19 protein-coding genes are annotated in these 20,731 nt (G+C 70.0%); 7 read left to right on the forward strand and 12 right to left on the reverse strand.

Going from position 1 to position 20,731, the window contains the following annotated elements:
* Positions 1–27 precede the first annotated feature (27 nt).
* Genes ABFX55_RS36485 through ABFX55_RS36505 form a run of 5 tightly spaced genes read right to left on the reverse strand, consistent with a single transcriptional unit; the run spans position 28 to position 6,708 of the window.
* On the reverse strand, positions 28–2,676 hold the full coding sequence (locus ABFX55_RS36485; protein ID WP_346127468.1) for a DUF5682 family protein: 2,649 nt from the start codon (positions 2,674–2,676) through the stop codon (positions 28–30).
* Positions 2,673–3,782: an ATP-binding protein gene (locus ABFX55_RS36490; protein WP_183653089.1), complete on the reverse strand. Its 1,110-nt coding sequence runs from the start codon at positions 3,780–3,782 to the stop codon at positions 2,673–2,675. Before ABFX55_RS36490 ends, ABFX55_RS36485 begins: the two co-directional genes overlap by 4 nt.
* A gap of 9 nt (positions 3,783–3,791) precedes the next feature.
* Positions 3,792–5,000 carry a VWA domain-containing protein gene (locus ABFX55_RS36495; protein WP_346127470.1) on the reverse strand — a complete coding sequence of 403 codons (1,209 nt, stop codon included), beginning with the start codon at positions 4,998–5,000 and terminating at the stop codon, positions 3,792–3,794.
* Positions 4,997–6,247, reverse strand: a complete 1,251-nt coding sequence (locus ABFX55_RS36500) for a hypothetical protein (protein ID WP_346127472.1) — start codon at positions 6,245–6,247, stop codon at positions 4,997–4,999. Before ABFX55_RS36500 ends, ABFX55_RS36495 begins: the two co-directional genes overlap by 4 nt.
* Before the next feature lie 5 nt (positions 6,248–6,252).
* The gene (locus ABFX55_RS36505) at positions 6,253–6,708 is read right to left on the reverse strand and encodes a hypothetical protein (protein WP_183653099.1); all 456 of its coding nucleotides are present in this window, start codon (positions 6,706–6,708) and stop codon (positions 6,253–6,255) included.
* Between the two features lie 198 nt (positions 6,709–6,906).
* Between ABFX55_RS36505 and ABFX55_RS36510 the strand changes: the two genes are divergently transcribed.
* The 3 genes from ABFX55_RS36510 to ABFX55_RS36520 are packed head-to-tail and all read left to right on the forward strand — an operon-like array spanning position 6,907 to position 9,565.
* On the forward strand, positions 6,907–7,680 hold the full coding sequence (locus ABFX55_RS36510) for a chloride channel protein (protein ID WP_346127474.1): 774 nt from the start codon (positions 6,907–6,909) through the stop codon (positions 7,678–7,680).
* A gap of 39 nt (positions 7,681–7,719) precedes the next feature.
* On the forward strand, positions 7,720–8,124 hold the full coding sequence (locus ABFX55_RS36515; RefSeq protein WP_346127476.1) for a DUF7144 family membrane protein: 405 nt from the start codon (positions 7,720–7,722) through the stop codon (positions 8,122–8,124).
* Between the two features lie 52 nt (positions 8,125–8,176).
* Positions 8,177–9,565 (forward strand): sensor histidine kinase, encoded by a 1,389-nt coding sequence (locus tag ABFX55_RS36520; protein ID WP_346127478.1) that lies wholly within the window; start codon positions 8,177–8,179, stop codon positions 9,563–9,565.
* A gap of 61 nt (positions 9,566–9,626) precedes the next feature.
* On the opposite strand, the gene ABFX55_RS36525 is transcribed toward ABFX55_RS36520, so the two are convergent.
* Positions 9,627–10,976 carry an MFS transporter gene (locus tag ABFX55_RS36525; protein WP_346127480.1) on the reverse strand — a complete coding sequence of 450 codons (1,350 nt, stop codon included), beginning with the start codon at positions 10,974–10,976 and terminating at the stop codon, positions 9,627–9,629.
* Positions 10,977–11,121: 145 nt separating this feature from the next.
* Between ABFX55_RS36525 and ABFX55_RS36530 the strand changes: the two genes are divergently transcribed.
* From ABFX55_RS36530 to ABFX55_RS36540, 3 genes are read left to right on the forward strand one after another with little or no spacing between them, the layout of a single operon-like run.
* Complete coding sequence (locus ABFX55_RS36530; RefSeq protein ID WP_346127482.1) at positions 11,122–11,967, forward strand: shikimate dehydrogenase; 846 nt, start codon at positions 11,122–11,124, stop codon at positions 11,965–11,967.
* A gap of 9 nt (positions 11,968–11,976) precedes the next feature.
* Positions 11,977–13,665 carry a sugar phosphate isomerase/epimerase and 4-hydroxyphenylpyruvate domain-containing protein gene (locus tag ABFX55_RS36535; protein ID WP_346127484.1) on the forward strand — a complete coding sequence of 563 codons (1,689 nt, stop codon included), beginning with the start codon at positions 11,977–11,979 and terminating at the stop codon, positions 13,663–13,665.
* Complete coding sequence (locus tag ABFX55_RS36540; protein ID WP_346127486.1) at positions 13,628–14,284, forward strand: TetR family transcriptional regulator; 657 nt, start codon at positions 13,628–13,630, stop codon at positions 14,282–14,284. The genes ABFX55_RS36535 and ABFX55_RS36540 overlap by 38 nt, the downstream gene beginning before the upstream one ends.
* Positions 14,285–14,315: 31 nt before the next feature.
* Here ABFX55_RS36540 and ABFX55_RS36545 read toward each other — a convergent pair whose 3' ends face one another.
* A complete protein-coding gene (locus tag ABFX55_RS36545) occupies positions 14,316–14,897 on the reverse strand; it encodes a TetR/AcrR family transcriptional regulator (RefSeq protein WP_346127487.1) in 582 nt (193 codons plus the stop codon).
* A gap of 95 nt (positions 14,898–14,992) precedes the next feature.
* On the opposite strand from ABFX55_RS36545, the gene ABFX55_RS36550 reads away from it, so the two are divergent.
* Positions 14,993–15,850 carry an NAD(P)-dependent oxidoreductase gene (locus ABFX55_RS36550; RefSeq protein WP_346127489.1) on the forward strand — a complete coding sequence of 286 codons (858 nt, stop codon included), beginning with the start codon at positions 14,993–14,995 and terminating at the stop codon, positions 15,848–15,850.
* Positions 15,851–15,915: 65 nt separating this feature from the next.
* Here the strand turns inward: ABFX55_RS36550 and ABFX55_RS36555 are convergent, their stop codons facing one another.
* The 5 genes from ABFX55_RS36555 to ABFX55_RS36575 all read right to left on the reverse strand — a co-directional run bounded on the left by ABFX55_RS36555 (position 15,916) and on the right by ABFX55_RS36575 (position 20,079).
* Positions 15,916–16,611 (reverse strand): alpha/beta fold hydrolase, encoded by a 696-nt coding sequence (locus ABFX55_RS36555; RefSeq protein WP_346127491.1) that lies wholly within the window; start codon positions 16,609–16,611, stop codon positions 15,916–15,918.
* Positions 16,612–16,656: 45 nt separating this feature from the next.
* Positions 16,657–17,316 (reverse strand): HNH endonuclease family protein, encoded by a 660-nt coding sequence (locus tag ABFX55_RS36560; RefSeq protein WP_346127493.1) that lies wholly within the window; start codon positions 17,314–17,316, stop codon positions 16,657–16,659.
* A 559-nt stretch (positions 17,317–17,875) separates the two neighbouring features.
* Entirely contained in the window at positions 17,876–19,336 is a 1,461-nt protein-coding gene (locus tag ABFX55_RS36565) for a serine hydrolase domain-containing protein (RefSeq protein WP_346127495.1), read from the reverse strand.
* 178 nt (positions 19,337–19,514) lie between these two features.
* Positions 19,515–19,895, reverse strand: coding sequence for a hypothetical protein (locus ABFX55_RS36570; protein ID WP_346127496.1), 381 nt, complete (start codon positions 19,893–19,895; stop codon positions 19,515–19,517).
* Positions 19,885–20,079 carry a helix-turn-helix transcriptional regulator gene (locus ABFX55_RS36575; protein WP_183653137.1) on the reverse strand — a complete coding sequence of 65 codons (195 nt, stop codon included), beginning with the start codon at positions 20,077–20,079 and terminating at the stop codon, positions 19,885–19,887. Before ABFX55_RS36575 ends, ABFX55_RS36570 begins: the two co-directional genes overlap by 11 nt.
* Positions 20,080–20,731: the final 652 nt, after the last annotated feature.

Raw genomic sequence — 20,731 nt, forward strand, 5'->3', positions numbered from 1 at the left:
CAGCGGCGAGCTGCTCGGCGCCTTCCCCTAGATCAGGGCCGCGACGGCGCCGGCTGTTTCGGGATGCGCCTTCAGCAGGGCGGCGACCTCGGCGTGCCCGGGGCCGCCGCTCTCGGTGTCACCGGACTGCCACTCGCCCGAGCAGCCGAGCAGCGCGGCGACGGCGTCGGTCGGCGCGGGGTGGGCCGCGAGCAGGCCGGTGACGGGCCCCGCCACCACGGGAGCCCGGCCCCTGGTGCCCTTCGCGGACTGCGCCGACCACGGCGGCACCCACGCGTCGACGGCGGCAAGGCTCGCGGGGTAGGTCAGGCCCGCCTCCCGCACCAGCACGGGCACCAGCTCGGGTGCCTCCTTGCGGAGCGTCGTGATCAGATTCGGCAGCCACGGCAGCAGCACGTCGTCGGGCAGCCTGCCGAAGGCGCCCGACAGCACCTCCACCACGAAAGGCGTCAGCACGGGGGCAGGCTCGAGCGCCTGGACGAACCCGGTGATGTACAGCGGCACCGAGGGCACGACGAGCGGGTTGTTCAGCAGGTCGTCGCAGCGCGACCGCAGGTCCGCCATGGTCAGCAGCCCCAGCTGGAACTGCGCCGCCCACACCAGCGCCACCTTGGCGGGCGCCTCGGGGTGCGACTGCCGTACCGCGAGCTCGAGCTGGGCCCTGTCGCAGCCGAGCGAGATCGCCAGGCTCTCCATGGAGAACAGGAACCCGAGCATCGCGCCGACCTGGCGGACGCCGGTGTCCTCGTCGACGAAGGCGCTCGGCAGCAGCGTGCAGTAGTGCGCGTAGCCCGCCGTGACGAACGCCTCGCACCAGCCGGGCAGCGCGCCGCCTGACGACCGGTAGTGCGCCAGCAGCCGCCTGATCCTGCGCAGCACCTCGGGCGCGTCGTCCACGGTCCGCTCGGCCGAGAGCAGCTCCACCGCCCGTGCCCCGAGCTCGTCGGTGAACCTGCGGCTGCCGAGGAACAGGATGGAGTCCTCCACCGCGCCCAGCACCACGGCGGCCGTGGCCTTCGGGTCCCACGCGGCGCGGCGCAGCCGCTGCTCCATGACCTGCTCGATGGTCACGCCCTCGTAGCCGAGCTCGATCAGCTCGCGCTGGTGCTTGCCGAGCCAGAGGTCCCAGCTCTCCTGGATCGACCGCTCCCCCAGCCTGCGCGAGCCCATGATGGGCTTCACCGCCCCTTCGGGCAGCAGGTAGCGCAGCATCCACAGCAGGTCGGAGCAGGGCGCCAGCTCCGGGTTGAGGTCGAGGTTCATCAGCGCCCTGGACAGGGTGCGCTTCTGCAGGTCGAGCCCGAGCGGCTCCAGGCGGTCGAGCACGTCGCGGGCCAGCGGCGGCAGCGAGTCGTAGCCGACCTGGCCGATCCTGTCGCCGCCCAGCATGATCTCGCACAGGCGGCGCACGTCGCGCCTGCCGGGCACGACGTCCTTCTCGATGCAGGTGACCGCGGCGTCCTGGAAGTCGTAGGGCGTGGGCCGCTTCCTGTTGCGCATGCCCGCCAGCAGGATGGAGGTCTCGTAGATCGCGATGGCGTCGGCCGTGCTGGCCAGGTAGCCGTTGCGCCTGGCCAGCCTGACGATGTCGACGCACCAGCCAAGCAGCTCGGCCTCGTCGAAGCCGTCGAGGGCGGGAGGCTGGGTCAGGAAGCCCGACAGCCTGTCGTCCCGCTCCAAGGGCGCGGGCGGCGGCAGGGCGCGGGCCTTGCTCTTGCTCCCCAGCTGGTACGGCGTGACGCCGCTGCGCTTGACCGCCTTACTCCAGGTCGCCGAGGCGATCGAGACCGAGCCCGGCGCCAGGCCGAACTGCTCCTCGATCGCCGAGTGGCTGGAGGGGATGAGGCCGTAGAGCCAGCGGGTCGCCGTACGCGGGGTGATGTCGAGGTGCTCGCCCATCACGGGGCTGGCGGCGTGGAAGGCGCCGCAGACGTAGAGGCAGGTGTCGGGGTCCGCGCCGGTGGCGGCGAGGTGCTCGCGCATCCGCGTCCACATGTAGCGCTCGCGGTCCTCGTCCATCTCGTTGCCCTGGGGCCTCAGCCGCCTGAACAGGCTGCCGATCAGCACCATGACCTGCCGGTAGGTGTCATAGTCGGCGCCGACGAGGGGCTGCTCGACGTACTGGTCCCACCACTCCGACCAGTGGCGCACCTTGCCGTGGTGGAGCAGGTGCTCCTCCAGCTCGGCGAAGCGCGGGCGCAGGTCGCCGATCTCGACGCCCACGGCCTCGCCCCGCTCGCGCGGCTCCCACTGGAAGACGTGGTCGACCGAGCGGTCCACGAGCACGATCTCGACGCCAGGTGTGTCGAGGGCGTAGGCGATGGCCTGGTACTCCGCCGACGACTCGGTGATCGGCGCGATCACGCTCAGCGGCGCCCACTCGGGAGGGAAGCCCTCGATGTCGGTGGCGAAGGCCTGCAGCGCCACGGGAAGGCGGCAGTTGCGCAGCTCGTCGAGGACGGGCCGCAGGTCCTCGCACAGCTCCAGGTAGATGACCTTGGGCTGCTTCTCCCTCAGCCTGCGCGCCATCGCCAGCGCGGAGGCGGGCGAGTGGTGGCAGACGGGGAAGATCTCCAGCTCGGCCTTCAGCGCCTGCTCGACGTCGTCGACCAGGCCGGTGCCGAAGGCCGCGGCCGCGCCTGCGAGCTGCTCGCGCAGCGGGTCGAAAGGGCTCATGAGAGCGTGGCGATCGCCTGACGGCCGCCTTCGAGGAACTCGGGCCACTCGCCGCCGTCCTTCTTGCTGCGCGGCTCGACGACACCGTGCCAGTACTTGTTGAGGATCGCCAGGTCCTCAGGAGTGCGCCTGGCCAGCGAGCCGACCAGCGAGCTCGCCAGCGTCGCCGCCCGCAGCGTGCTGTCGCCGAAGAACTGGCTGTGCAGGATCGCGTCCTCCAGCACGCCGATCTGCTCGGCCGTGGACAGCGCGGACTCCAGCTTCTGGTCGTCGCTGGTGGCCGAGGCGGCGCCGGCGCGCAGGTCGGCGAAGCTCTGCAGCAGGATGTCGAGCAGCGTGGGCGGCACGTCCAGGTCGATCTGGTGCCTGCGCAGCAGCTCGGTGGTGCGGAAGCGGACGATCTCCGCCTCGCTCTTCTTGTTGGTCACCACCGGGATGCGGACGAAGTTGAAGCGCCGCTTCAGCGCCGAGGACAGGTCGTTGACGCCCCTGTCACGGCTGTTGGCGGTGGCGATGATGGAGAAGCCGGGCTGCGCGAAGACGATGTTGTCCTCGCCCTCTCCCAGTTCGGGGATGGAGACGTACTTCTCCGAGAGGATGGAGATCAGCGCGTCCTGCACGTCGCTGGTGGACCTGGTCAGCTCCTCGAAGCGGCCGATCACGCCCTTCTCCATCGCCGTCATGATCGGCGAGGGGATCATCGACTCGCGCGACTGGCCCTTGGCGATGACCATCGAGACGTTCCACGAGTACTTGATGTGGTCCTCGGTGGTGCCGGCCGTACCCTGCACGACCATGGTCGAGTTGCGGCAGATCGCGGCGGCGAGCAGCTCGGCCAGCCAGCTCTTGCCGGTGCCGGGGTCGCCGATGAGCAGCAGGCCGCGGTCGGAGGCGAGCGTGACGATGCTGCGCTCGACGAAGCTGCGGTCACCGAACCACTTCTGCGGGATCTCGCGGTCGAGGCCGTCCGAGCGCTCGGAGCCCAGCACGAAGATCCGCACCATGCGGGGGCTGAGCCGCCACGAGAACGGCTTGTGTCCTTGGTCGATCGACTCCAGGTAGTCGAGCTCTTCGGCGTACTTGGATTCAGCGGGGGCGCGCAGCACAGGGGTCTCCTAGGCGAGGAAGCTCTTGAGCTCGAGAACGAGTTTGCGGATGTGGCCCGAGATCACGGGCGTGCCCAGGTCCTTGAGCCGCTGCCTGAACCATGGGTCCACGCTCGCGTTACCCGAGCTGTTCACCGAGCCGACCGGGATGAACCTCACGCCCGAGCGATGCAGCGACTCGAAGTCGGTGATCAGCGAGCGGTTGTCGTAGAAGTCCGAGATCCACACCATGACGGTGTTCCGCGGATCGGTGATCTTGGGCCTGGCCAGGGCCATCGCGACGGTGCCGTTGGTGCCGCCGCCGAGTGTCGTGCGCAGCAGCACCTCGAACGGGTCGTGCACCCAGGGGGTGAGGTCGAGCGCCCTGGTGTCGTAGGCGACCAGGTGCACGTCGACCTTCGGCAGGCCGGCGAAGATAGAGGCGAGGATCGTGCAGTTGACCATCGCGTCGACCATCGAACCCGACTGGTCGACGACCACGATCAGCTTGGCGGGCGTGGTTCTCTTCGCGGTCTGCCGGTAGAAGAGCTTGTCCACGTAGAGCCGCTCGTCCTCGGGGCTCCAGTTGGTGAGGTTCTTCCAGATCGTCCGCTCGAGGTCGAGGTTGCGGTAGACGCGCTTGGGCGGCACCGACCTGTCGATCACGCCCGAGCTGGTCTTCTCGACCTGGGTGCGCAGTACCTGGGCGACCTCGTCGACGAACCTGCGGATCAGCGCCTTGGCGTTGGCCAGCGCGATGCCCGACAGGTTGGCCTTGTCGCGCAGCAGCTGCTCGATGAGCGACATGCTGGGAGTGAGCTGGCCCGCCAGCTGCGGATCGGCCAGGACCTCGCGCAGGTGCATGCGCTTGACCAGGTCGGCCTCGATCTCCTTGAGGCCGTGGCCCTCGCCCATCACCTGCTGGAAACAGGCGGCGTCGCGTTTCCAGGTGGCCAGCTGGGTGGCGGTGACCGTGCCCGACCCTGTGTTGAAGACGTTGAGCAGGAGCTTGGAGACCACGGCGGCCCTGCGAACGGGGTCGGGGTCCTCCAGGTCGATCTCGGGGAAGCGCTGCAGCAGGTTGTCCATCGACACCGAAGGGTCGAGCAGCGCCGCGGGGAGGCCGATGTCCTCCACGATGGCCACGCTGGCCGCCTCGAGTGCGGGCTGCTCGTCGGGCTCGAACAGCCGCGCCATGAGGCGCCAGTAGAGGACCTGCCGCCGGTTCTCGTCGCTCATTTGCGCAGCAACCGCCCTGCTCGCTCCTTGAGCACCGTCACCGCTTCGCCCGCCTTGGCCGCCTTGGGGCTGAGCGCCAGCTCGGCGTTGTGCGGCTTCTTCTTGCCCTTCTGCACGGCGAGCGGCTGCAGTGTCCACTGCCCGCCGTCCCACCTCATCAGCCCGACGCACGCGGAGGCGCCCTTGAGCACGTCCTCGGTGATCGGGCCCGAGGGGGTCAGCCTGTCGAAGGTGTAGCCGCTCAGATCGCCTTCGACCAGCACGGGCTCGGCGATGCGCACGGGGTGGCGCTCCAGCGGGGGCACGGCCGGCGCCACGGCTCCTGCGAGCGCCACCCTCGCCGTCACGAACGGGTCGACGGGGTCCTTGAGCGTGACGCGGTCCTCGTGCCAGACCAGGTCGCCTCCGCCCAGCAGCGGCAGGTCCCTGACCTCGACGGCCCGCTGCTCGGCCAGCGCCCTGACCAGGTTCGGATATCCGCTCAGCAGCGGCCACACGGCCAGCCCGACGATGGTGTCGACCTTCGCGACGGTCACGCTGGTGCGCACCAGCCGCTCGTCCAGCACCCCGTGCACCTGCACCTGTACGGCGGTGCCGTGCTCCTGCACGTCCACGCCGAGGATCAGCAGCGTCCCCGACACCTCTTCGACGGCGGGCTCGGGCCAGCCGCCCTGCGACAGCAGCAGCGCCCTTGTCCACAAGTCCGCCCACCTGCGCCTGGGCAGCCGCTCCATCGTCGCGACGGGACACGACGCGCTCAGCTCGGCGGCCAGCCCGTCGAGCAGGACGGCCAGCCTGCGCATGCCCGGGTCGGCGAGCAGCGCCTCGATCGGCTGCGCCGAGGCGGAGACCAGGTCGTGGTCGACGCCCTTCCACCCCGTGATGGCCAGTTCGGCCAGCCACGACCGGCAGCCCGCGCCCGCGGCCGAGAGGCCCTCGCCCGCGACGTACTCCGCTCTCCGCCTGCCCATGGCCGTGTCGAGCTGGGACAGCAGCGCGTCGTGCACCGCGCCGAGCAGCGCGGCACGCCCACCGGCCAGCACCGTCAGGTGTTCCTCCGCGACCGACCCCGCGGCGATCTTCTCCGCGGCCTCGGCTGCCCGCTGCCCGAGCGGTGTGCTCGCCAGCGCGCCCGCCAGGTCTCTCAGCTGGTCTCCCGCGAGCCTCGCGAAGCCATGCGTCAGCGCCTCGTCGAACCCTGCCACGACCTCGAGGGCCTCTTCGACTCCCTCCGAGGGAGCGTCCATTCGCATCAACGGAACCAATGCATCTCGGGGATGGGCACGGTGGACTCAGGCAGCTCCAGGTAGGCCAGGTGCCGCAGGAAGCGGCTGAACACCATGGCCGCGGGCGCCGCTTCGGGCTGACCGCTGAGGAGGGCGCCCTCCTCGGCCCTGAGGTAGCGCGCGACCCTGTCGACGCCGTACTGCAGCACCGCCTCGTCGCGCAGGGCGTGCAGGTGCTTGCACGCCGATCCCCTCAGACCGCCGCACGGGCGGTTGTTGTTCGTGCTGCAGTTGATGGTGAGCGTCCCCGCGGTGATCGAGGAGACGTACACCCGCTCGATGTCGGAACCGCTCGACACGACACCCTGCAGCCGCCCGTCCGCCAGTTCGACGAAGGGCACTTTCGCCAGTTTGCGGGGCTGGACAGGCGCGACGACTCTCTCCGCGCTGGCCTGTTCCCACGCGGGTCTGTCCGCGTTCACGACCTCGACCTCCAGCCCTGACGGCTCATGGATGATCAGTGACCCGGTAATTTACCCCAAAGCTCCGCAGGGTCAATTCGCGGTGCTTTTTGGGTGTGCCGACCGTGGCGGTCGCCGCCCTGGGGACCTTTTCCTCGTCACTCAGCGATCAGCGAGCTGATCCTGTCGGAGACGGCGACGGGACCGAAGGACGCGCCGTTGTGGGACCGCCTGTTCGCCCCGCTGATCGCCGCGGGCGCCGGCGCGATCACCACCGTGCTGGTCGCGTCCCCGGTCCTGTCGGTCGAGGTGCCCGACTACGCCATGGGCCCGCTCGACCTGGTCAGCGCCGTGGTCATCGCGGCGGTCGGGACGCTGCTCGGGCTGGCGGTCGTCTACGCCTTCCCCCATGTCCACCGTCTGTTCCACCGGATCAGGCACCCGCTCGTGCGCTACACGGTCGGCGGGGTCGTGCTCGGCCTGCTCGGCGTCATCGGCGGCCTGATCAACCTCTTCAAGGGCCTGCACGAGATGAAGGAGCTGACCGCGAACGCCGCCGCGTACACCGCCGCGGCCCTCGCCCTCATCGTCGTGGTGAAGCTGGCGGCGCTGCCGGTCGCCGCCAGCACGGCGTTCGTCGGCGGCAGGATCTTCCCTGCGGTGTTCGCGGGAGTCGCGCTCGGCCTGGCCGCCCATGCCCTCGTCCCCTGCGTCCCGGTCGCACTGGCGATCACCTGCGGTGTGCTCGGCATATCCCTCGCCGTGAGCCCAGCGGGGCTGGCTCAGCCTCTTCATGGCCGCGACCGTCGTCACCGACATCGACCTGCGGCCCGTGCTGTGCCTGGCCCTGCTGCCCTCATGGCTGCTCGTCACGGGCAGGCCCCAGATGCTCATCGAGGAGACGTCGCCGTGAGGCATGACCGGCATCGCGCTCGCCCACGTCGCGGGCCTCGGGTCGCGGCGACTCCACGAGCGGGTCAAGGTATCCCATAGCCGCGTGATCACCACATATCCGCTGGGCACAGGCACGGTATGGCATACAACGCACGGGTCACCGGCTGGGTCGGATGGGTCTGGTTCGCCGGCATGATGATGATCATGGTCGGCCTGTTCAACATCCTGACCGGGTCGCTGGCAATCGTCGGCGACGACCTCTACGTCACCGCCGCCGGTCGGCTGCTGGCCTTCGACATCACCGGCTGGGGATGGATCCACCTGATCCTCGGCATCCTGGCGGTGATCACGGGCGTCGCGCTGTCGGTGGGCCAGACCTGGGCGAGGGTGGTCGCCGCGGTCCTGGTGATGCTCAACGCGCTGACCCAGATGGCATGGATCAACGTCAACCCGTGGTGGTCGCTCATCGTCATCGCCCTGGACGTGTTCGTCCTCTACGCGATCATCGTGCACGGCCGGGAGGCGGCGGCGCTGAACGACTGACACGTCAGAGGGCAGCACAGCAGGCCCGTCACCAGCGGGGTCCGGAGGGCCGATGAGAGGCCAGGGAGCATCCTTCCGCCGCCTCCACGCGCGGCTCTTCCGCTCGGTGCGCGGCAGAGCCACGCTCGTCGCCCTGGGCGCCGCCGCCGCCGTGCTCCTGGTGTGCGCGATCCTGGTCAGGACGCTCCTCCAGCTGTCCACGGAGGACGTCGCCTCCGCCAGGGCGGCCCACGCGGCGCTGCACGTCGCCTTCCAGATCACCGTGACGCCGGTGAACGATCCCATCCCGGTGCTGCCGGGCGAGACCAACATGCTCCAGGTCGTCTCGGACGACGGCAGGGTGCTCGGCGCCACGCCCCCGCTGCGCGGCCTGCCGCCGATCTCCCGCGCCCGCCCTCTCGAAGCGGACAGCAGGGTCGACACCACCGAGTGCCCCTCCTCCCTCCCCACCTGCGTGCGCGTCGTCGGCATCGCGGTGGGCCAGACCGCGTACGGCACGCCCGTCCTGGTCTACGGCGCCGTGCCCTTCCCCTCGGGCGTCAGCGGATGGCAGGTGAACGTCCTGCTCGCCGTCATGGCGATCGTCCTGCTGACGCTGATCGGCCTGGCCACGTGGACGACGATCGGCACCGCGCTGCGACCCGTGGAGGCCATCACGAGGGAGATGGCCGAGATCAGCGGCACGGCCGCGCTCCACAGGCGGGTGCCCGTCCCCGAGGCCTCGGGCGAGATCCAGCGGCTCGCGGAGACCGTCAACCACACGCTCGGGCATCTCGAGCAGGCCACCGAGCAGCAGCGGCGATTCGTCTCCGACGCCTCCCACGACCTGCGCAACCCCATCACGGGACTGCTGACGCGGCTGGAGGTCGCGCTCGACGATCCCCAGGACTCCGACTGGAAGTCCACGGTGCGGGCGGCGCTGCGCGACACCCAGCGGCTGAGCGACATCGTGGCCGACCTGCTCGAGCTGGCCCGCCTCGACGCGGGCGCCCTCCAACCCGCCGAACGCCTGGACCTGGCCGAGCTGGTCGTCTCCGAGGTGGAGCTGCACCGCCGGCGCGTGCCCATCGTCACCCGCCTGGCGGCGGGGACGGTCGTGGAGGCCAACAGGCTCCGCCTGGCGCGGGTGCTCGGCAACCTGCTGGCCAACGCCGAGCGGCACGCGCACTCCTTGATCGAGGTGAGCGTCTGGACGGACCACTCCCAGAGGCAGGCGGTGCTGGAGGTCCACGACGACGGGGAGGGCATCCCCGCCGAGGCCAGGGAGCGGGTCTTCGACAGGTTCGCCAGGCTCGACAGCGCACGCCGCCTCGACACCGGCGGCACCGGGCTCGGCCTGCCGATCGCCCGGGAGATCGCCCGCTCGTACGGCGGATCGCTCATCGTGGCCGACAGCGAACACGGCGCCCGCCTGGTGCTGAGACTCCCTGCGCTCCCGTAGGACGGCAGCCGGCGAAGCGTTGGGCGGGCGCACGGGCCCTGCGCGCCTTGCCCGCTCGAGATCAGCGGGAGGGCGAAGGCGCGGCCGATCCCCCGGCCAGGCCGAGCTCCTCCGTCGGGACCCTGTAGGTCTCGCGCGCCGTGGCCACGGCGATCACGCTGATGGCGCAGAGGATCGCGGTGAAGACCCCGACGCCGGTCCAGCCCTGCAGGCCGAGCCAGCCCTCAGGCGAGACGATGCCCGCCGCGGAGGCGACGGCGAAGCCGGCGATCGCGAAGCCGATCTGCGTGCCGATCGCCATGCCGGAGAGCCTGACCCTGGTGCTGAACATCTCGCCGTAGAGGGAGGGCCAGATGCCGTTGGAGGCGCTGTAGACGACGCCGAGCGTGAGGATCCCGACGAGGAAGATCAGCGGGTAGTTCTTGGAGTTGATCGCGGCGAGATAGGCGAAGATCATGATCGGACTGCCGACGGCGCCGACGAGGAAGACCGGCCTGCGGCCGATACGGTCCGACAGCCTGGCCCACAGCGGGATGGCGACGAGGGCGACCGCGTTGGCGGCCACGCCCACCCAGAGCATCGTGGCCCTGTCGAGCCCGATCGCGTCGCTCGTGGCGTAGTTGAGCGCCCACACGGTGAAGATCGTGCTCACGGTGGCGATGAGGGCGGCGCCCACCACGCGCAGCACGCTGCTCCAGTGGTCGCGGAAGAGCACGGCCAGCGGCATCTTCGGGACCGTCCCCTTGGCGACCTCCTGCTCGAAGGCCGGCGTCTCCTCCAGCTTCCTGCGGATGATCCAGCCGGCGACGGCGACGGCGACGCTGAGCCAGAACGGCACGCGCCATCCCCAGCTGAGCAACTGCTCCTCGGGCAGGGCCGCCACGGGGATGAAGACGAAGGTCGCGAGGATCTGGCCGAACTGGGTGCCGTTCAGCGTGAAGCTGGTGAAGTAGCCGCGGCGGTCGGCCGGTGCGTGTTCGAGCGTCATGGAGTTGGCGCTGGCCTGCTCACCGGCGGCGGACAGTCCCTGCAGGACCCGCAGGAGGACCAGCAGCACGGGCGCCAGGCCGCCGATCTGGTCCCGCGTGGGCAGGCAGCCGATGAGGAACGTCGAGACACCCATGAGGACGAGCGTGAAGACCATGATCTTCTTGCGGCCGAACCTGTCGCCGACGTGGCCGAGGAAGAAGGCGCCCACGGGCCTGGCGGCGTAGGCGACGCCGAAGCTGGCCAGCGACTGCAGGGTGGCGGTCGCGGGGTCGGAGTCGTCGAAGAAGACCTTGGAGAAGATGAGGGCCGCTGCGCTGCCGTAGATGAAGAAGTCGTAGTACTCCAGAGCGCTGCCGATCCACGCGGCGACGGCCGCCTTGCGCGGCGTGCCCTGCTGGGCGCCTGGTGAACTGTCGGTCACGGTTGCTCCTTCGATGAGGCGGTCCCCCCGCGACCAGTGTTTACGAACTAGATAGTTAATTAACGCTGCCGCAATGCTGCAGGTGACGCGCGTCACATGTCAAGACGCTCTAGATAAGTAACGTACTAGTCCGTACATTAACTGCATGACGTCGTACCTGACCGGGCTGATCGGCTCCGGCATCGGCCCCTCGCTCAGCCCGCCGCTGCACGAGCGAGAGGCCGCGCACCACGGCCTGAGCTACGTCTACCGACTGCTCGACACCGACGTCCTCGGACAGGACGTCGGTGAGCTGGTCCGCACAGCCAGGCGTTTCGGTTACGACGGGCTCAACATCACCCATCCGTGCAAGCAGGCCGTCATCCCCCATCTGGACGAGCTGTCGGAGGACGCCCGCATGCTGGGCGCCGTCAACACGGTGGTCTTCGACGGCGAGCGCGCCATCGGCCACAACACCGACTGGACGGGCTTCGCCGAGTCGTTCGCCAGGGGCCTGCCCGACGCGCCCACCAGGCGGGTCGTCCAACTCGGCGCGGGAGGCGCGGGGGCGGCCGTGGCGCACGCGCTGCTCACCATGGGAGCCGACACGGTCACCGTCGTCGACGCCGATCCGGCGAGGGCGACGGCCCTGGCAGCCGAGCTGGAGACCCGGTTCGGCACAGGGCGGGCGCGCCCCGCCGTCCAGGCCGACCTGCCCGAGCTGCTCGCCCGCGCGGACGGCCTGGCGCACGCCACCCCGACCGGCATGGCGCGCCACCCTGGACTGCCGCTGCCCGCCTCCCTGCTGCGTCCGGGCCTGTGGGTCGCCGACATCGTCTACCGGCCGCTGGAGACCGAGCTGCTGCGGCAGGCCCGCGCCCTGGGCTGCAGAACGCTGGACGGCGGCGGCATGGTCGTCTTCCAGGCCGCGCACGCCTTCCGCCTGTTCACCGGCCGCGTTCCCGACACCGAGCGGATGCTCACCCACCTGACCGATCTGGTCGCCGCCTGAGGAGGAGCCATGCGCAAGTCCATCGCCACCGTGTCGGTGAGCGGCACGCTGACGGAGAAGCTGGCCGCGATCGCCGCCGCCGGGTTCGACGGTGTGGAACTCTTCGAGAACGACCTGCTGACCTGCCCGCTCCCGCCGGAGGAGGTACGGCTGCGCGCCGCCGACCTGGGCCTGTCGATCGAGCTCTATCAGCCCTTCCGCGACTTCGAGGCCATGCCGTCGCCCGACCTGCGCAGGGCCGAGCGCAAGTTCCGCGTGATGGAGCGGCTCGGCGCCGACACGCTGCTGGTCTGCTCCAACGTCTCGCCCCAGGCGGTCGACGACGACGAGCTGGCCGCCTCCCAGCTTCGGCTCCTGGCCGAAAGGGCCGCCGAGCACGGCATCAGGATCGCCTACGAGGCGCTGGCATGGGGGCGGCACGTCAACGAGTACCTGCACGCCTGGCGGATCGTACGGCTGGCCGACCACCCCAACCTCGGCACCTGCCTCGACAGCTTCCACATCCTGTCGCGCGGCTCCGACCCCATCGGCATCGAGGCCATCCCCGGAGAGAAGATCTTCTTCCTTCAGCTCGCCGACGCCCCGCTGCTGGCGATGGACGTGCTCCAGTGGAGCCGCCATTACCGCTGCTTCCCCGGCCAGGGCACCTTCGACCTGGCGGGCCTGGTGGGCCACGTGCTGAAGGCCGGATACGAGGGTCCGCTGTCGCTCGAGGTGTTCAACGACCATTTCCGGCAGGCCGACGCCGGCCGTACCTCCCGTGACGGCATGCGCTCGCTCATCGCCCTGGAGCAGGCCCTGCGCGGCGCTGACCACCCCGCCGAGCCCACCGGCTTCGCGTTCGCCGAGCTCGCGGGGCCCGTCGGCGGCGTGCTGACCGCGCTCGGTTTCACCAGGACCGGCGCGCACCCGGACAAGCCGGTCGAGCTGTGGGAGCAGGGCGAGGCCCGCCTCCTGGTCGACACCTCGGCGGCCGACCCCTCGCTGCTCGCCGTCGGCCTGGAGACACCCGACCAGGCCGCGGCGACCGAGCACGCCGCTTCGCTGCTGTCACCGACGATGGAAGCTCCCGACGGCACGAGGCACTCCTTCCCCGACGCGGCATGGCGGGACGGCTTCGCCCCTTCCCTCCCTGCCACTGGCGACATCACCCACATCGACCACGTGGCGCTCACCCAGCCATGGCACCACTTCGACGGGGCCACGCTCTTCTACCGCACCGTGCTCGGCCTCCGCCCGCAGGAGAGCCTGGAACTGCCCGACCCCTACGGCCTGCTCCGCAGCAAGGCGATGTCGAGCGCCGACGGCAGGGTCCGAGTGGTGCTCAACCTCGCCCAGGTCGGGGCGGAGAGCATGCCGCTGCAACACGTCGCGCTGGCCACCGGCGATCTTCTCGCCACCGCTCGCAGGCTCCGCGCCGAGCATCCGGAGCTGCTGCTGCCGATCCCCTGCAACTACTACGACGACCTCGACGCCGACCCCTCCCTGAGAGAGCTGGGGGTCCTCCACGACCGCGACGAGCACGGCGAGTTCCTGCACCTCTACACCGTCACCGTCGGACGCGTCTTCTTCGAGATCGTCCAGCGCATCGGTGGCTACAGGGGATACGGGGCGGTCAACGCCCCGGTCCGGCTCGCCGTACAACACCTAAGATGGGCCAATGACCTCGCAGCCCGCCACCAGGGAGCGTCAGCGTGACGCCGACAGAACGCGGGCGGAGATCCTCGAGGTCGCCCAGCACGAGTTCGCGCGCCACGGGTACGCGGGGGCGAGGGTCGACGAGATCGCCGCCCTCATGCGCACGACCAAGCGCATGATCTACTACTACTTCGGCAGCAAGGAACAGCTCTACATCGCGGTCCTGGAAAAGGCCTACGCCGAGGTGCGCGAGGTCGAGCGCACGGTCGACGTGGAGCACCTGGCGCCTGTCGAGGCGATCCGCACGCTGGCCGAGCTCACCTTCGACCACCACGACGCGCACCGCGAGTTCATCAAGCTCGTCGCCATCGAGAACATCCACCAGGCCGAGCACATCCGCAAGTCCGAGGCGCTGGCCAACCTCGGCACGCCGGTGCTCGACCTCATCGAGCGCATCCTCGACGCGGGCACCGCGAGCGGCGACTTCGTCACCGAGGCCGACGCCATCGACGTGCACATGATGATCAGCGCGTTCTGTTTCTTCCGCGTGGCCAACCAGCACACGTTCGGGGCGCTGTTCGGCCGCGACATGACCGCGCCCGAGCACCGCGACAGGCAGCGCGGCATGGTCGGCGAGATGATCGTCGGGTACCTGCGCGGCGGCGGCGCGAGACCCTGAGGCCCGCTCGGCCCGCGGACGGACGCGAGCGTCACCGATAGGAGTCGATGAGCCTGGCGAGGTGCCTTCCCGCGATCTCCAGCGGTTCCTCGCTCTGTGAGACCTGCGCGGACATCTCCGCGCCCTCCAACGTGTTGATCACCGTGTGGGCCAGCTCGCGCGCGACGTCCTCGGTGAAGCCCGACCTGAGAAGCTTGTCGCGCACCAGAGCGCGCCAGTTCTCGTAGGCCTCCTCCGCGGCCCGCTGAATGTCCGGCTCGTGCCCCGCGCTCTCGAGCGCCACGGTGGTGATGGGGCAGCCGTCGAGCCAGCCCGACTCGCGCAGGCCCGCCGCCAGCTCGCGGGTGCAGGCGATGACGGCCGCGCCCGGATCACCCACGCGGTCGAACCAGGCGGCAAGGGCCTCGGCGAACTCCTTGTCGCCGTGTCGGATCGCCTCGACCGCCAACTCCCGCTTCCCGCCGGGGAAGAAGTGGTAGACCGAGCCGAGGGTCGCCTCGGCCTCGCGGGAGATCTCCTTGAGGCCCGTCGCCCCGTACCCCTGGCGCTGCAGCAGCCGGGAGGTCGTGCGGACGATCCGCTCCCGCGTGCCGATCTCGTGCTTGGTCACCATGGCTCCAGCCTAATGGATAGAGCGTTCGTTCTAGCGGCGTGCTAGTGTCCTCGTTCTAGATAGAGCGTTCGTTCTAGTGCATGAAGGAGACAGCCATGAACTCCGTGACCGTGATCGGCCTCGGCCCCATGGGACAGGCGATGGCCCACGCCTACCTGGACAGCGGCTACGACGTGACCGTGTGGAACCGTACGGCCGCCAAGGCAGACGACCTGGTCGCCCGCGGCGCCAGGCTCGCGCCGAGCGTCGAGGCCGCCGTGACCGCCAACGACCTGGTGGTGCTGAGCCTGACCGACTACGACGCCGTGTACGCCATCCTGGAGCAGGCGCCCCCTGCCGCGTTCGCCGGCCGTACGGTGGCCAACCTCACCTCCGACACCCCCGACAAGGCCAGGAAGGCGGCGGCGTGGCTGGCCGAGCGGGGCGCCGTGCAGATCACCGGCGGGGTCCAGGTCCCCCCTCCCCTCATCGGCAAGGAGGGCGCCGAGACGTACTACAGCGGCCCCGAAGACGCGATCGAAACCCACCGCGCCGCCCTCGAGGTGCTGACGCGGATCGACCACCTCGGCGAGGACCCCGGCCTGGCGGCGCTGTTCTACCAGATCGGGATGGACATGTTCTGGACCGGCCTCGTGAGCTACCTGCACGCCCAGGCGGTGGCGGAGGCCAACGGCATCTCGGCCGAGCGCTTCCTGCCCAACGCCGTGAAGACCATGGACTTCAGGTACTTCCTGGAGTACTACGCCCCTCGCATCGCGGCGGGCAACCACGAGGGGCAGGTGGAGAGGGTGGCGATGGGCGTGGCCAGCATGGAGCACGTCCTGCACACCGTGGAGGCATCAGGCGTGGACGGCTCCCTGCCCGCGACCGTCCTCGACCTCTTCCGCCGCGCCGCCGCCGAGGGATACGGCGAGGACAGCCTCACCCGCCTGATCGAGGTGCTCAAGCGATAGCGGCCACGGACCGGGTGCGGCGCCGCTCGACCAGGACGAGCGGCCCGAGCACCCGGTCAGCGGACTCAGGCGAGGGCCTCCACGATCGCCGCGCCGAGCTCCGCGGGCTTCGTGAACTGCGGCCAGTGCCCGGTCGGCAGATCAACGATCTTCGCGTCACGGACCTTGGCGAGCTCCGCCGTGTACGGGTGGCCGTTCGCCGTCAACTCGCGCACCGTCTCCGCCGGGTACTCACAGGTGATCACCGTGATCGGCACGTCGTAGCGGCGCGGGTCGCGCAGCACCTGCTTGTCGGTCGCGACCCCCACCGGCTGGGGGATCGACGTCGCCCTGAACCGCTCCCGCAGCTCGTCGTCGAGGTCGGTGAGGTCCTCGGCCCCGAACACCGACCAGTCGGGCAGCGGGATCTCGCCGTCCACCACGGGCAGCTCGTCGTTGATCACACTGCCGTCGCCGAGCGGCACAGAGTCGACGTAGACGACATGGGCGACCCGATCCGGCCGCGCGTCGACCGCGGCGTGCGCGATCGCCCCGCCGCCGCTGTGCCCGACCAGCACCACGGACCCCTCGATGTCGTCGATGACCTTGACGACGGCGGCGACGTGATCGGCGAGGCCGACGCCCGTCCGATCGTCGTCGATCGAGGCGAGCCCCGGCAGCGTCAGCGCGTGCACCCGGTGCCCCGCGGCCTCGAGCGCGGGGACGGCGCCGTCCCACGAGGAGGCGTTCAACCAGAATCCGGCAATCAGAATGACATCCATGCGCCGACCCTACTCATCCCCGCCGACAACGGAGGATGCCTCCTGTCAGCCTCGGCAGGTCCTGAGCATGTTGAGCAGCGCCACCTTCTCGCTGCGGGTCACGAAGAGCCGGTAGTGGTGCTTCACGGTGATCCATGAGATGGCGTAGCGGCACCAGTAGCCGCGCCGCTGCGGACGCCAGCTCTGCGGTCCCTGGCCGCTCTTGGCGATGTTGGCGGAGTGGCTGACCACGATCAGCTCGGGGCGGGTGAGGTCGTTGGCGAAGGCGCGCCGCCGCGCCTGACTCCACCTGCTCGCGCCGGAGCGCCAGGCGTATGCCAGCGGCACGACATGATCGACGTCGACCTGTTTCTCGCTTTTCAGCCACTTACCGTCGTACGGGCTGTACCAGCGGCCCCTGACCGGGTGGCAGGCCGCGTTCCTGCGCACGCCTCGCCCGTCGCGGGCCAGGACCACCTCGCGCGCGTCGCACCTGCCCTTGTGGTGCGCCCATCGCGGCTGGAACCGCCGGTGACTGTATCCACGGATCGACAGTGGCCTGGCGACTCTCACCTTCGCCAGCATGCGGCGGGCCAGCGCCCCCGCCTCGGCCTGTGACCGCTTGCGCGGCTCAGCCGCCGCCTCCTGGGTATCGGTGACCGCGGTGATCGGGACGACCAACAGAGTGAGTACAGCGACTGCGACCACCCGCCTCGAGAAGATCATGCTTCCACCCATATCAGTCACTCTCCACCCGCGGCAGCGATATTCGCGCTCTGCTTACCCGGGGAAACCCCCCGTACGCCGCCACATCGCTGCCGACCACGCTGCGCCTTCACAAGATCCCGGACGCTGGAGGAGACGACGACGAGCCACGAAGCCACCCCCTCGACCGGTTCCCAGGCCCGGCCGTTCCCGTTGGAGCCCGCGCCGATCCACGTGCCCGACGACGTGCTCACCGACCTCAGGCAGCGCCTGGAGTTGACCCGCCTGCCGGACGACGCGGGCATCGCCGGACCTTCCGCGGCCGCCGCTGGCGAGACCGCGGGGATCAGCCCGTCCCGAGGCCACGGCGCAACGTCAGAGACCGGAATCGGAGCGTGCCCGACCCCACGACATGGAAGTCCACGATCTCGAAGGACTCGCGCGCGAACTCCTGGATCTGCTCATCGCTTCTGAAGGAGAAGAAGCGAGGAGGCCGGTGGTCGTCCCCCTCGGCCGTACGTCGTAGCGTGATGAGCCATGACGGCCCGCCCCGCCGGGCGTCGGCACGCCTTCTTCGGCGTCAGGTCATGAGGAGGAGCGCGACGATCACCGCGTCGAGGACGAGGCCGACGACGGTGGACAGCCAGCGGCTGCGTTGCCGCGCCGTGGGCAGCTCTCGCCAGCGGGCCACATGCAGCGCCGTGCCCGCCGCGGTGGCCGCCGCGACGAGGGCGAACACGGCGAAAGGCACCGTGCCCCAGGCGCCGGCCATCCAGACCACCCAGAGCACCAGGGCGGCGTTGGCCGTCACGCTGACGATCCCGAGCCGGTCGGCCTGGGGGCGGTTACGGGTCGGCGTGCGGCGGGTCGCCAGCTCCCACGAGGTCACGACCGCGGCCAGGAGCAGTCCGACGGTGATCGTGAGGAGGAGCGGATTCACGGAGGCGGGCCGCGGCCCCTCGTGGCCGAGCAGCCGCAGGCCCACGTGGTCGACGTCCCTGTCGGTGTTGCCCAGCACGACCACGCCGCGCCCTCCCGCCCGGTCGAATCCGACATATGCGCGGAAGCCGCCGGTGCCGCCGTTGTGCCAGGTGACCTCGCCCTTCGCGGTCCTCGTCGTGTACCAGCCGTAGCCGATGCGGCTGGTCTCGTCATCGGTGAAGCGCGGCGTCGCGGCGTCGCTCCCCGGGGCGCCGCCCTTCAGCATCGCGTCGACGAGGAGGGCGAGGTCGGCGCTTGTGGACCAGGCGCCCATGCCCGCCGGGGCGTAACCGTCGCTCGTCCATGGGTCCGCCTCGTGCCCGGCCTCCACGTACCCGTGTGCCCGGCCCGCCGGCGGAGGGGCGGTGGTCGTGGCCTTCATCCCGAGAGGTTCGAGCACCCGCCGCTTCAGCAGCTCGGTGTACGGCAGCTTCGCCCGCTCGCCGAGCGCGTGCCCGAGCACGGACATGCCGAGGTTGGAGTAGGTGACCGTGCCGCGCCCTGAGAGCTCGGCGGAGTTGGCCGCCTCGCGTACGTCCGAGATGTCCTGTCCGGCGTAGGGGTTGCCGTGGGTGTAGTTCGCGGTGGCCCCCCGTATTAGCGGGCCGAGACCGCCGGCCAGCCGGGGCAGCCCGGAACGGTGGCTGGCCAGTTCCTCGTAGGTGATCGAGCCCTGGAGGCCGGGCACAGGAGAGCGCGGGTCGAGGCCGTCTTTTGCGACCATGTCGGCGAGGACCATGCCGGTGAGCGCCTTGCCGACCGAGCCGATCTCGAACAGGGTGGACGCGTCGACCGGACGCGGCGCGGGGCCGCCCGAGTCGCCGACCCCCGCCGTGCGGACGACACCGTTCTCTATCAGCGCCACGGACAGCGCGCGGTGACCGTCGGATCCGGCCGCTCGCCGTACGGCCTCGGCCAGCGCGTGATCGCCGGTCGTCGCGGACCCCAGCCGCGGCGGCGTGGGCGCGGCCGCGAAGGCCACGACCGCGGCCAGCCCCGCCGCGACCAGGGCGGACGTCAGCCTGCCCGGTGTCGGCCACCGGCCACTCCGCTGAAACATGGAACGCATCCCCTCTCAAGATCGGATCGAGCCTCTTCGACCCGGGCCCTTCACACGGAGCGGCGCGGGAGCAGCGGCTCTCGCACGGGAAACACGGTTGGGGGGAGGCCGGCCACGGAGCGACGCCGGGGGTCGAGCGGGAGGTGGCCGCCGGGATGCGGCGGGTCAGCTCCGATGATCAGCCGCGACGGGAGAAGTAGACGAGCGCGACCACATAGGCCACGCCTCCCACTGTTCCCAGCAGGGTGAACGGCATGGCGTCCTCCCCGCGCCAGGTCTGGACGAAGAACCCGCCGACCACCACCGTGACGAGCACGTTGGCTGTGGCGCCGCGGGCGCGCAGCTCGTTGAGCCTGCGCCGCTCGTCGCCCAGGTCCCCGCTCAGCATCGCGGTGGTCTCGCTGCGTTTGCGCGTCAGCAGCAGGAAGGTGCCGTAACCGGCCATGGTCGCGATGAGCGCGAGCCCGAAGGCGACCTCGCCGCGGGCCATGATCGGCACGCCCAGCAGCAGGCCGAGTAGGAGGCAGAACACCGGGAAGAACCAGCGCTTAGTCGTCACAGTGGAAGATCTCCTCGACGGATCGGCCGAAGAAGCGGGCCAATCGGATGGCGAGCGGAAGCGAAGGGTCGTATCGGCCTTGCTCGATGGCGTTGATCGTCTGCCGGGACACGCCTAGACGCTCCCCAAGGGCTTGCTGGGAAAGCCCGGCGCCGTTGCGCAACTGCCTGACGTCGTTGTCCACAACGTAAAGCTCCTTTTACCTTGACCCTCGAATGGAAAGTACCCTTGACACCATGCAGGTGTCAAGGGAGCTTTACTTTCTCAGCGCTCGCGCCGCTCGGCCACCAGGACGAGCGAGGACGCAGACAGATGCTCATCGCGGCTGGAGGTGATGCTCAAGCGGGCTGACCTCGCGACGGATGAGCGGAAACCGCGAGAACCGCGTTATCGCTCATGCGGGATGCCGGGGGGCGGTGGAAGGACATCACCCGGATCGTCGGTAACAAGTGGACTATCGCAGGCAAATGCGCCCGCTGCTCCTCGAGGGAGCCCGATCTCCCCTCGCGAGAACGGGGAAACGTATTCACGCAGCCAATGAAAAAAGGCCACTTCCCTTGATGGGAAATGGCCTTTGAGCTGGGTGGGGCTACCAGGACTCGAACCTGGGACCTCTTCTTTATCAGGCAACTCGAACACATATACGGATCATGGCGAATGTGTCCGTGACCTGCGCGCGGCCGTCCACCAACGTCCACCAACGTCTGTGATCCACCTTGACCGTTGTCACGCAGTTGGACACTCAGGCTGTAACACTGGGGGGGCATCTGACCTGCCCCAACGTCCGCCACGAACCAACTCACCTGCAACAGCGTCAACCCTCATAGCGATAATGA

This window comes from Nonomuraea roseola, from assembly GCF_039535395.1.
In the GTDB taxonomy this organism is placed as follows: domain Bacteria; phylum Actinomycetota; class Actinomycetes; order Streptosporangiales; family Streptosporangiaceae; genus Nonomuraea; species Nonomuraea roseola.